Source organism: Alkalihalobacterium sp. TH-98 (genome assembly GCF_057473385.1).
Window position 1 is genome coordinate 124679 of the sequence record NZ_JBYCKM010000009.1, and the last position, 12787, is coordinate 137465.

At 37.9% G+C, this 12787-nt stretch carries 11 protein-coding genes and 1 riboswitch; of the genes, 4 read left to right on the top strand and 7 right to left on the bottom strand.

From position 1 onward, the window contains the following. The first annotated feature begins 129 nt into the window (after window positions 1–129). Window positions 130–1149 (top strand): permease, encoded by a 1020-nt coding sequence (locus tag AC2VNP_RS03870; RefSeq protein ID WP_486916087.1) that lies wholly within the window; start codon window positions 130–132, stop codon window positions 1147–1149. A 21-nt stretch (window positions 1150–1170) separates the two neighbouring features. Next, a complete protein-coding gene (locus AC2VNP_RS03875; protein WP_486916088.1) occupies window positions 1171–2109 on the top strand; it encodes a TIGR03943 family putative permease subunit in 939 nt (312 codons plus the stop codon). A gap of 176 nt (window positions 2110–2285) precedes the next feature. Here AC2VNP_RS03875 and trpB read toward each other — a convergent pair whose 3' ends face one another. The 7 genes from trpB to AC2VNP_RS03910 form a co-directional block, all read right to left on the bottom strand. Beyond that, window positions 2286–3461 (bottom strand): tryptophan synthase subunit beta, encoded by a 1176-nt coding sequence (gene trpB, locus AC2VNP_RS03880; RefSeq protein WP_486916308.1) that lies wholly within the window; start codon window positions 3459–3461, stop codon window positions 2286–2288. A gap of 105 nt (window positions 3462–3566) precedes the next feature. Beyond that, window positions 3567–5195 carry a citramalate synthase gene (gene cimA / locus AC2VNP_RS03885; protein WP_486916089.1) on the bottom strand — a complete coding sequence of 543 codons (1629 nt, stop codon included), beginning with the start codon at window positions 5193–5195 and terminating at the stop codon, window positions 3567–3569. Window positions 5196–5534: 339 nt separating this feature from the next. Beyond that, a complete protein-coding gene (locus tag AC2VNP_RS03890; protein WP_486916090.1) occupies window positions 5535–6722 on the bottom strand; it encodes an acetyl-CoA C-acetyltransferase in 1188 nt (395 codons plus the stop codon). A gap of 191 nt (window positions 6723–6913) precedes the next feature. Then, window positions 6914–8515 carry a carbon starvation CstA family protein gene (locus AC2VNP_RS03895; RefSeq protein WP_486916091.1) on the bottom strand — a complete coding sequence of 534 codons (1602 nt, stop codon included), beginning with the start codon at window positions 8513–8515 and terminating at the stop codon, window positions 6914–6916. Window positions 8516–8531: 16 nt separating this feature from the next. Next, window positions 8532–9041 carry a DUF8052 family protein gene (locus AC2VNP_RS03900; RefSeq protein ID WP_486916092.1) on the bottom strand — a complete coding sequence of 170 codons (510 nt, stop codon included), beginning with the start codon at window positions 9039–9041 and terminating at the stop codon, window positions 8532–8534. 11 nt (window positions 9042–9052) lie between these two features. Beyond that, window positions 9053–9364: a CC/Se motif family (seleno)protein gene (locus AC2VNP_RS03905; protein ID WP_486916093.1), complete on the bottom strand. Its 312-nt coding sequence runs from the start codon at window positions 9362–9364 to the stop codon at window positions 9053–9055. Between the two features lie 156 nt (window positions 9365–9520). Further along, window positions 9521–10033 (bottom strand): PTS sugar transporter subunit IIA, encoded by a 513-nt coding sequence (locus tag AC2VNP_RS03910; protein ID WP_486916094.1) that lies wholly within the window; start codon window positions 10031–10033, stop codon window positions 9521–9523. 281 nt (window positions 10034–10314) lie between these two features. Beyond that, window positions 10315–10417: riboswitch (purine riboswitch) on the top strand. A gap of 159 nt (window positions 10418–10576) precedes the next feature. Here AC2VNP_RS03910 and AC2VNP_RS03915 point away from each other — a divergent pair. Both AC2VNP_RS03915 and AC2VNP_RS03920 read left to right on the top strand, forming a co-directional pair. Next, window positions 10577–11167 carry a xanthine phosphoribosyltransferase gene (locus tag AC2VNP_RS03915; protein WP_486916095.1) on the top strand — a complete coding sequence of 197 codons (591 nt, stop codon included), beginning with the start codon at window positions 10577–10579 and terminating at the stop codon, window positions 11165–11167. 16 nt (window positions 11168–11183) lie between these two features. Then, a complete protein-coding gene (locus AC2VNP_RS03920; protein WP_486916096.1) occupies window positions 11184–12701 on the top strand; it encodes an NCS2 family permease in 1518 nt (505 codons plus the stop codon). The last annotated feature ends 86 nt before the right edge of the window (window positions 12702–12787 follow it).

The window sequence follows — 12787 nt, forward strand, 5'->3', positions numbered from 1 at the left end:
CAAATAAGAATCATTACGATTTGTGTACCACATTTCATTTTCTTGACAAATTATTCTGCTACTACGAAACCTAAATCATCTATGTTAAAATACTATTTAGCTAGAAATCTACCTATTTAGGAGAGAACTATGAATTTAAAAACCTCAATTTCATCCTTGATGAAAGATTTATTCGGAGTTATATTACTTGTTTTCTTCCTTTTTCTGTTCTTTAACATTGAACGTTTTAAAGAAGGAACATTTCCTGTATCTGATGTCATGCTTAATGTAAATACAATTTTCCTTGGAATTGTCATTGAGGCTGTTCCTTTTATTTTGCTTGGGGTGTTTGTTTCCGCGCTCATTCAAATATATGTTTCAGAAGATGCTCTGCAAAGATACTTACCAAAAAACGCTTATATGGCGTTACTACCAGCTGCTGTATTAGGAGCGATATTTCCGATTTGCGAATGCGCGATTATACCAGTTGTTCGTCGTCTGATTAAAAAAGGCATGCCGCTTCATGTCGGTGTTGTGTTTTTAGTTGCAGCACCAATTCTTAATCCAGTTGTTGCTGCATCCACTTTCTACGCTTTCCGTACCGATCTAACTGTTCTATATGCTAGAATGGGACTAGCCTTTGTGCTAGCGATTATTATCGGTGCCATTATGTACGTAATCTTTAAAAACAAAGATCAATTAAAGTGGACAAAAGAAGAGTTAACGGGACGAGTCGTGCTTCCAGTTGAAACAGCTAAAAAGCCTAATCGAATCAAACAAACCTTTTACCACGCTGCCGATGAATTTTTCTTAATGGGTAAATATTTAATCGCAGGTGCTTTTATCGCCGCTTTATTCCAAACATTGTTAGATCGCAATATATTACTAGCAATCGGTAGTAACGAGTGGTCATCAACAGGTGTTATGATGGCTTTTGCGTTCATTCTTTCTCTATGTTCAGAAGCAGATGCCTTTGTTGCTGCGTCTTTCGGCAATACATTCACAACCGGATCAATTATTGCCTTTCTTGTTTATGGACCGATGTTAGATTTGAAAAACACAATTATGCTGTTTGCCTTCTTCCGAGTGAAATTTGTCATTAGTTTTATGGTCGTTGTTACAGCTGTTGTATTTATTTCAGTTCTATCACTTCAACTATTTGTATTATAATAGATTAATAGGAGGGATAAGATGAATAGAGAAAATACTGACCTTAGTTTTCATAGCTATATACGAGGGATTATCCTTCTAGGTTTTTCGCTACTCATGCTTGCTTTTATTTTATCAGGAAACATTCGCTACTATATCGCCCCTAAAATGATGCCCTTTATGTATTTTGCATTAGTTGTTTTTATCATTTTAGGTGTAGTACAAATCATAAGAAGTACGAGGAAGAATGATCAAGAGATTGATTGTGATTGCGGCGAAGATCATTCGATGACAGGCTCGCCGCTATTGAAAATTGGAATTTACTCAATCTTCGTTGCCCCTATTGTGATGGGATTTGTTCTACCGGATAAAGTTCTAGATAGTTCAGTTGCTGCCAACCGCGGTATTCAATATGGAAGCGGGATATTAACAAAACCAACCGACCCAAATGAAGTAACGGGCAGTACTTCGAGAGCTGAAGCATTTCTGGAAAATCCTGATGGTTATTTTGATAGTTTGGGTGAAACGGAAGAGCATTATTCAGTTGAAGACTTTTATACTGAAGAAGGTTTTAACCAATATTATCAAGAACTAGCTGAAGAAATGAAAGATCAACAACGAATTATTGTAACTGATGATAATTATTTAGATATTATGACGGTCTTAGATTTACACATGGATCAATTCATCGGTAGAGAACTGGTCATTACTGGCTTTGTTTACCGTGAACCCGAATTTGAAGATAACCAACTGGTCGTGGCTCGTTTTGCCATGACATGTTGTGTTGCGGATGCAGCAGTATACGGCACGTTGGTAGAGTCAGACTTAGCAACAGAATATGAAAACGATACGTGGGTTCATGTTGCAGGTATTCTTGATAAAACAGACTACAACGGCTATCAAATTCCACTGATTCACTTAAGAGAGATTACAGTTATTGATGAACCGGAACAACCTTATGTGTTCCCAAGTTTTAGATAACTAAGGAAAGCGCAAGGTGCCTGCTTATCGGCGAGAAGCGCTGGAGGGCCAGCAATAAGTGGCTTGCCCTTTAGACACGCTTGATGGACCGAAGCGACCTCGAGCCGATGGCACCTGGAGCTAGACATGTTCGAAAAAAATAAGAGGCTGACAAATCTGTCAGCCTCTTATTTTTCCTATTCATTTCCTTCTTGCAACAAGCGCCTTACTTCATTAACATCTTTGTCACCACGACCTGAAATGTTAACGATAATGATATCCTCTTTACTTAAATTTCGTGCTTCTTTTATTGCATAAGCAACAGCGTGTGCACTCTCTAAAGCTGGGATAATACCCTCTGTTCGAGCTAATGCTTGAAAGGCATCTAATACTTCTGTTTTAGAAACAGAATAATACTCGGCGCGCTCAGTTACCTTTAGATAACTATGCTCTGGTCCAATTCCAGGATAGTCTAATCCAGCAGAAATCGAATGAGTAGGTAACGGGTTTCCTTCTTCATCCTGTAAACAAAGGCATTTGAAACCGTGGATAACACCAGGAGTACCCTTTGTTAAAGATGCTGCTTCTTCAGGCTCAACCCCAACAAGCCTTACGTTTTCTTCTGGCAAGTATTCGGAAAAGGCACCAATGGCATTACTTCCTCCACCAACACAAGCGACGACGACGTTTGGCAATTTCCCTTCCTTTTCAAGAATCTGGCGTTTTGATTCTTTACTAATGATCGATTGAAAATGATGAACCATTGTCGGGAATGGATGTGGACCAACTGCAGATCCTAGAAGATAAAACGTATTCTCATAGTTTTCAACAAGGTCATTTAATGCTTCATCAACAGCATCTTTCAATCGTCCTTGACCTTTATGAACAGGAACAACCGTTGCTCCCAACAGTTCCATACGAAACACATTTAACTCCTGGCGGCGAGTGTCTTCAGCCCCCATGTAAATGATACATTCCATGCCGAGCATTGCGCATGCTGTAGCAGTAGCTACGCCATGCTGTCCAGCCCCAGTTTCAGCGATAATTCTGTGAGCGCCCATTTTTTTGGCTAATAAAATTTGCCCGATTACATTGTTAATTTTATGAGCACCTGTATGGTTTAAATCTTCTCGTTTTAAATAAATTTTTGCACCGCCACATTTTTCAGTTAACCTTTCAGCTAGAGTTAATGGATTTTCTCTACCGACATATTCTTTTAAATAGTACAAGTATTCCTCTACAAATTCAGGATCTTCTTTGTACTTATTAAAATTTTCATCTAAACGCTCTAACACTGCGTTTAATTGTGGTGGTACGAAACTTCCGCCAAACTCTCCAAAATACCCTTTTTCATTCTTCTCTACTGTACTCATCTCTGCTTTACTCATTCTAAACTCTCCTTTAATTCTTAAGTGATCACAATAACATAATATTATGATAATTTATATTTTATCAGTTTTATATATTAGTAGCAATGATTAATGGTTACTCACACCAATTGTAGATTCTGTTTTAGGCTGATTCACTACTTCTAACCGGTCCTCTTGTTTTAACAAAAAATAATTAACGCTATCGACTAAGGCATACCAACTCGCTTTAATGATATTACCGGAGACACCAATTGTGCTCCACTTCTCAGAACCGTCGGAAGACTCAATAAGAACTCGTACCCGAGATGCTGTAGCATCTGTTTCATCTAAAACACGAACTTTATAGTCTGATAAGTACATCTTATTAATACATGGATAAAATTGTTCAAGTGCTTTTCTTAAAGCATGGTCGAGCGCGTTTACAGGACCGTTTCCTTCTGCAGCAGTTAGCACTTCTTGGTTGTTAACAACTAACTTAACGACTGCTTCCGTTGTAAATGACTGATCTGCATTGTTTTCAATAAAAATTTTAAAATGATCGAGTTTAAAAAACTCTAGATGTTCACCAAGTCCTTTTTTAACAACTAACTCAAAAGAAGCTTCAGCTGCTTCATACTGATACCCATTAAGCTCTAACTCTTTGATTTGTTCTATAATTTGCTTAGTTGCTGGATTATTCTTATTTAAATCTAAATTCCACTCTTTCGCTTTAAAAAGTACATTACTTTGTCCTGATAATTCAGAAACTAGTACTCTTCTTTTATTTCCAATAGCTTCGGGCTCAATATGTTCATACGTTTCAGGATGCTTTAATACAGCACTAACATGCATGCCACCTTTATGCGCAAATGCACTTTTTCCGACAAAAGGCTGGTTACTCGGCGGAATCTGGTTTGCAATTTCATGGACATACTTCGAGACCGAAGTGAGGTTCACCAACTGATGCGGTTCAATACAGGAATAACCCATTTTTAGCTGTAAATTAGGAATAACCGAAATAAGATTTACATTTCCACACCGTTCCCCGTAGCCATTAATTGTACCTTGTACGTGATTCGCCCCCGCTTGAACTGCAGCGATCGTGTTTGCAACGGCTACTTCTCCATCATTATGACAATGGATACCGACTTGGATCGAGAGCTCCTGTACAACATGTTTGACAATTTCGAGCACTTCATGAGGAAGAGAGCCTCCATTCGTATCACAAAGTGCTACACAATCAGCACCGGCGGCTTCTGCCTTCTTTATCGCTTGAATAGCGTAGTCAGCATTCCTCTTATACCCATCAAAAAAATGCTCTGCATCAAAAATCACTTCTAACCCATTCTCTTTTAAAAACTTTACTGAATCGTAAATCATATCTAAATTCTCTTCTAGTGTCGTTTGCAACGCATGAGTCACTTGAAAATCCCATGTCTTTCCAAAGATTGCGACAGAACGTACACCACTTTCTAAGATGCGTTGCAGGTTTTGATCTTGACCGGCCGTAACCCCCATACGACGAGTGCTTCCAAACGCCGTAACCTTAGCATTCTTTAGCTCAAGATCCTTTACTTTTTTAAAGAAATTCATGTCCTTCGGATTACTACCAGGCCAACCACCTTCGATGTAGTGTATCCCCAATTCATCTAGCTTCTTAGCAATCTTCAATTTGTCATCGACAGAAAGACTTACTCCCTCACCTTGTGTGCCATCTCTAAGTGTCGTGTCATATAGGAACACATTTTGGCTGCTCATTTTAAACTCCCCACTCTCCTAGCATTACTCTCTACTAAAATACTCAAATCAAAATTTAAATTATCAGATTATTGCATTAAAGTATAACACATCAACGCACAAAAGACTATGTAACGTTCGAAATTTTCAGTTAGTTTTTATTATTCCTTCACTTTCATGAATATGCAGCATTATCGCTTAAAAATTTTTGATGAATTCAGGGAGGGAATTACCTATATTGGTGGTGTTAAAGCCACTTCTCATCATACTTATTTTTAAAATGAAGACGAACAAATAAATTAAAAGCGTAATAGAACAAAAATCTATTACGCTTTTAACCTATTTTATTTAAGTAAATTATTATGCTTTTTCAACGACCGTTGCTACACCTTGACCGCCGCCGATACATAATGTAGCAAGTCCGTATTTTCCGTCGCGACGATCTAATTCATGAAGCAGGGATACTAGAATACGAGCTCCACTTGCCCCAATCGGATGCCCTAATGCAATTGCACCACCATTTACGTTTAGAATATCTTTAGAGAATTCTAAATCACGACCTACAGCTAATGCTTGCGCCGCAAAAGCTTCATTTGCTTCGATTAAATTTAAATCTGATAAGCTCAGCCCTGCTTTATCTAATGCTTTTTTCGTTGCAGGCACTGGACCGATTCCCATTATAGCAGGATCGACTGCTGCACTTGCGTTTCCACGAATAACCGCTAGTGGAGTTACACCCAGTTCTTCAGCTTTTTTACGGCTCATTACTACTACAGCTGCAGCTCCATCATTTAATCCAGATGCATTACCAGCTGTAACACTGCCATCCTTTTTAAAAGCAGGGCGGAGTGTTCCAAGCTTTTCAGCCGTTGTACCAGCTTTTACATACTCATCTGTATCAAATACAATTGGATCGCCTTTACGTTGTGGAATTTCTACAGAAACGATTTCATCCTTGAATTTACCTTCTGCAATAGCTTTTGCAGCTTTTTCTTGACTCCAAGCTGCAAACTCATCTTGCTCTTCACGAGTCAATTCATATTTATCACATAAATTTTCTGCTGTAATCCCCATATGATAATCATTGAATGCACACGTTAGACCATCGTGTACCATGCTATCAATTAGCTTTTGGTCACCCATTCTAAAACCGTCTCTTGCTCCCATTGATAAGTAAGGAGCCTGGCTCATATTTTCCATACCGCCGGCAACAACTACATCTGCATCCCCAGATAAAATCGCTTGTGTTGCTAAATGAACAGCTTTTAGTCCTGATCCACACACTTTGTTAATCGTCATTGAAGGAGTGTGTTGCGGTAAGCCAGCTTCAATTGCTGCTTGTCTTGCTGGATTTTGTCCTAAACCGGCTTGAAGGACATTCCCCATAATAACCTCGTCTACTTGGTCTGTAGCAACTCCCGCTCTTTCTAAAGCAGCCTTAATGACAGTAGCCCCTAGTTTTGTTGCCTTAACACTTTTTAAACTACCGCCAAAGTTTCCAATCGGCGTTCTGACAGCGCTTACAATCACGACTTCTTGATTATTCATTGTGATCGCTCTCCCTTCCATTCTTTACATTTTTTTTAATTTAAAAGTATCCTTAAGTATTTAATCACTTGTTTCTAATTGAGCGTACGCTCAGTAGGTTCCTCTTTAAGTATACACAATTGTGGAAACATATGTATAGTGTTATCTCAATATTCAGGCTCGTTTTTTAAAAAAGGAGCCTGAAACACTACCTAAGATGTTTTCGTTCTCTTAGCGATTGATCGCCAGCCTTCTATTCCTAGGAAGATACATAATATAAATAAGACTAAACCTGAACCAAACAGGAGCCAGTTCTGAGATACAAAGTTATTGTACATAAGTACACCTAGCGCTGACACAGTTACGACAAACATAAAGAACATCGGGATGACAACGTAGTAGGCTTTTGCACCAATTTTTATTAACCATACGGATACAGCCAACAACGCTAATGCACCGAGCATTTGGTTTGCTGAACCGAATAACGGCCAAACTCTTTCCCATGTACCAGACAACGCTAAAGCACCTGCACCGATTAACCCTGCAATGGTAGCGACATGGTTATTTTTCACAGCTGGAATATGTTCTTCACCTAATTCTTGAATAGCATATCGCATTAGACGTGTTGCAGAGTCTAATGTCGTTAATAAAAATGCGGAAGCGGTTAGCGCTGTAAATGTCGTAGCTACTGTTATGTCGATACCCCAATGTGACATAAAGTAACCAATACCAGCTGCAAATGTACCGATTGGCCCTCCTAGCTCCGTCATTCTAGCAGCAAAATCCGCTTGTGTTAAATAAGCAACAGCACCGATTGCGATAATTGCTAAAAAGGCTTCTAATAACATTGATCCATAAGCGATAAACTTACCGTTCTTCTCATTATCTAACTGTTTTGCTGTCGTTCCTGAGGAGACAAGCGAGTGAAACCCTGAGATGGCTCCACAAGCGATGGTAATAAATAGAATTGGGAATAAGAAACCTAACGTTTCATGGTTAAAACCAGTATAAGCTGGAAGTTGTATCGTAGGTGCTGCAAGAATAATCCCAAGTGTTGCGCCTGCAATCATCCCATATAATAAGAAAGCGTTTAGATAGTCACGAGGTTGCAGCAATACCCATACAGGGAGAATAGATGCGATATAAGCATAGATTAATAGAATAAACGACCAAGTTACCGCACTTAATTCGAGCGGAAAGGAAATACCTACCCACACGCTAAATAACATAGCAACGACACCTAAAATACTTGCAATAGGTAAACTTAAACGAATTTGATTAATAATAAAACCAAATACAAGTGCCACACCGACAAATAAAACAGAGGCAGTGGCAGCTTCTGGAACGGCTACAAACGTATTAGCAACAAGTATAATAAACACACCAACAATTAATATTAATGTGGCTATCGAAAAGATCAGAAATAAGACTTGGCCTCGTTTTCCAATATATTCACGTATAATTTCCCCGATCGATTTAGCCTTGTGACGAACGGAAGCTTGTAACGATGTATAGTCATGAACACCACCAATAAAAATACTTCCTATAAGGATCCAAAGTACAGCAGGTAACCAACCAAAGAAGGCAGCAGTAATGGGTCCCACTATCGGTCCACCACCCGCTATCGTAGCAAAATGATGTCCAAGTAAAACCGGTTTTTTCGCTGGAACATAATCCACACCGTCATATAATTCATTCGCTGGTGTTTTTCTATTTGGGTCTACTTTCATTTGTCTCTCAAGAAATCTACCATACGTAAAATAAGCGATAAGCAGAATAAGACCAGATATTAATAACAGTGTAAGTAAATTCATGTCTTATTTTCCCCCTTTAGTGGACTATAAAGTGCTGCATGTACTCTCTCCCTTTCCTATTGACATACACTTCTCTCTGTTCTACCTGCACAAGACCTACATAACATTCGATCCATCCATTCATACCAAGTTTAAGAAACTTAAGTTTCCGTTGTTTTTTCACCTCCTTAATAACCTCTTTTTCTAAAGGCTGGTTCGTTAAAATAACACCAACAAGAATAGAAGACATATGTTCACTATGAAAGGGAACATATGATTTGCTGTTCGTTATTAACTCTGTTGCAAACGTTTGAACATCTTCCTTCGTCACTTTTGTTTCTTTCTCCCAAACAAATACATATTGCTGATTATCTACCCCCCAAATTGGAATCGACTTGGACATGAAATACTTTTCATCGCGCCTCTTGTACTCCGCATAAAACGAAAGTGGAATGCAACCGAGTTTTTTATTTCGATAAACATTAAAATGACGACTATATTTCTCTATTAACTGCTCAAGATAACTTTTGCAAATCGTTACACTCAAAGACTCTCCTCCTAAAACCGTTTTAACCCTGAGACGGTAATCCCCTTAAAGAACGAAATTTTAGATAGTTGAAAATCGAGTTGATTATTTTTAAAAACTAAACTTTTTTCAACAAATATATGAATTCCATCGTGTTGGTAAAAAGAATACCGAGCAGAATTTGATGGCTCTTTCAAACGGACTTGTAGCTCTTGAATACTTCCTACACAACATTTGGTGGCGCTTTCAAATAGGTCAACAGTCAAAACGTTACCTTCTTTTTTCACCCAATTGAGCGCTTTTTCACTAAAGTTAAATATTAAATTTGTATTTCCAATCATCATCCCTCCCTTTTTATTCCTATACTATTATGACCAAGTCACAATTATTAAAGTTTTCTAAAAATAGCACGTAAATAAAAAGACTAACTCAAATATGATTTTGGTGCTTGTCGTTACAGCACCTCACATTAATTGAGTTAGTCTTTTATCAAATGGGGTTTATTCTGCTTTCATTGAGAAGGTGGCAATTGGAGTCTTTCCTGCAACCACTTCGCTCACTGGCTCTAGCTTCATGGATTGTACTTGATCCGCATTCGTTATAACAATTGGAGTAATGGTACTAGCTGCTTTTTCTTTTATTAAATCGAGAGAAAACTCAACTAATTTTGTACCAACTTGTACTTTATCTCCTTCTTTTACGAAGACTTCAAATCCTTCACCTTTCATATTAACTGTTTCTATCCCGATATGAATAAGTACCTCTGCACCGCTTAGTGAACGGATACCAATTGCATGTTTTGTAGGAAAAACTTGGATGATCTCTCCTTCGACAGGTGATACAACTTCCCCATTACTAGGTTCAACTGCAAAACCGTCACCAATCATCTTTTGGGCAAATGTCGGATCTGGTACATCTTCAACTTTTACATATGTACCATTCATAGGAGAATGTAACACTTCTTCAGTTGGTATTTCTTTTTTCTTGTCTAATCCAAATAGTTTTTTTAACATATTTAATCACCTCAACTTGTATATACAACTAAAGAGTAATCGTAAATATGATTTTTGTCAAAGCATTACTACTCTAGTTCTAACATTTGTAATGTTCCCTAATTTATAGAAATAAAACAGCGAAATACTCATTGAATTTTCTTAATTACCAAACAATTTAAATGGGTATTTTACAGAAAATAACTAAAACACGAATGAAAATGAAAAAACAGTAAAAAAAGTTCGTAAAATTAACAAAATGATCTTACATAAGAAAAATGATTGTGCTATAATCACTTCATCAACAGATCAAAAAAATAACTCGTATAATTATTGGGAATATGGCCCAAAAGTTTCTACCGAATTGCCGTAAACGATTCGACTACGAGTGAACATATGACATCAAAGCGTAACCTGCTATCTAATTATTTTTTTCATAAACTGGTTTGCTTTGTTACGGAAATTAAAATCCGAATGTCAGTATTCACTCGAAGCATAGTGGACTGATGTTCGGGTTTTTTTATTTATTTACAATTGCAGCTAAGTATTGAGGAGGATCATCAAATGAAATTGCTTAAAGAAGAGATTCTGAGTAAAGGAATCGTATTATCAGATGGGGTCTTAAAAGTAGACTCTTTTCTAAACCATCAGATTAACCCTGTTTTATCTTTAGAAATGGGTAAAGAATTTGTTAAGAGGTTTCATAGTGAAGATCCTATCACAAAAGTTCTAACGATTGAATCTTCAGGTATTGCTCCAGCATTCACAACCGCACTTGAGCTTGGAGTTGAGCTCGTATTTGCAAGGAAGAAGAAATCACTCACGATGAATGACAATGTTTACACTGCTGATGTTTACTCGTTCACGAAGCAAGAAACGAATACGATTACCGTGTCAAAAGACTTTTTAAAAGAAAGCGATCGTGTACTAATCATTGATGATTTTCTTGCCAACGGCCAAGCAGCGCTTGGGCTTGCTCAAATCGTAGAACAAGCAGGAGCAACGATTTCAGGAATTGGAATAGTAATTGAAAAATCTTTCCAACCTGGGCGCCAAGTTCTATTAGACGCAGGATACAAAGTAGAGTCCTTAGCTAGAATTGAGTCATTAAAAAACAATGAAGTTCGTTTCGTTGAAGAAACGGTGCTCATATAAAAAGGGAGAACAAACAATGTCTACAAAATCAGTCAACTATCCTTGGTATAAAAAAGAAGATACAGATGCATTCTTTTCACTGTTTCAAAACAACTTAGCAAACTTTGTTCTGATTACAATTACATTGCTTGCAGCAGGGTTCCCAGCGAGTATCGTGTTTGGAAAAGTCATTCCGGGTGCTGCTGTTGCAGTTGTATTTGGTAACTTATATTATGCATTTTTAGCAAATCGCCTAGCGCAAAAAGAAGGAAGAACAGATGTAACTGCTTTATCGTATGGAATTAGTACACCGGTGATGGCCGTATTCCTTTTCGGTATCTTACTGCCGACTAATGCGATTACCGGTGACCCTGAACTTGCTTGGAAAATTGCTTTAGCTGCTGCATTTCTTAGTGGCTTACTTGAAGTCATGATTAGTTTTTCTGGAAACTGGATCCGCAATAACATTCCTCGTCCAGCAATGCTCGGAGCACTTGCTGGGGTAGCATTAACATTTATCGCTGGTGAGATGTTATTTAGAACGTTCCAAATGCCAGTTGTCGGACTTGTTGTTTTAGCTATTATTCTTGTAGGTATTATCGGTAAGCTTGCCATGCCGTTTAATATTCCTTCATCTTTATTTGCAATTATTATTGGTACAGTTCTAGCCTTTACACTTGGATATTCAGACACAAGTAAAATTAGTGAAGGTCTGGCTAATATCGGATTTTATCCAATTTTGCCAACATTAGCACCATTTGAAGGAATTGGATTATTATTTACAACATTTATTGGGCTTCTAGCAGTTATTTTACCAATTACGATTTATAATGCGATTGAAACAATGAATAATGTTGATGCGATGAGTGCTGCCGGTGACAGTTATGATGTGCGCGAATGTCAAGCTGTCGATGGAGCTGGAACGATGCTTGGGGCTATCTTTGGAGGACCTTTTCCAACAACCGTTTATATCGCCACAGTAGGATCAAAGTGGATGGGCGCTGGCCGCGGCTATAGTATCTTGAATGCAGTTGTGTTTTTCTTTGCTGCGATGTTCGGATTAATTGCAGCCATTTCGTCTATAATTCCGGTTTCAGCGATTGCTCCTATTCTTGTATTTGTCGGTGTATCAATGATAGCAACAGCTTATCAGTCCAATGCTTCAAAATACTACCCAGCAGTTGCTGTTGCTATGCTACCGTACCTTGCCAACTACGTTATGACACGTTTTAACAATGCAGCTGGTGAGGTTGTCGCTAATCTTTCGCAAGGAATTGTACCACTCGGACAAGGTGCAATGTTCACTGGAATTATCTTAGGTGCTATCACTGTATTTATTATTGACCGCCATTATATTAAAGCAACGATCTTTGCTTTCGTTGCAGCATTATTCTCGTTTGTTGGATTAATGCATGCTCCTTCTATAACCATTAATGCGGCTCAAGATTTTACGATTGGTTATATCGCAATTGCTTTGTTCTTTATTTATTGCCATTTCAAAGTTTCAAAGTCAACTATTCAACGTCAACCTGAAAATGAAAAACAAGCCGCATAATATGTTAATGAGATAGGTTAAAAAACCTATCTCTTTTTTTACCCTTTATAATGTACAAAAGTTATACAAAAGTTATATAATAAACT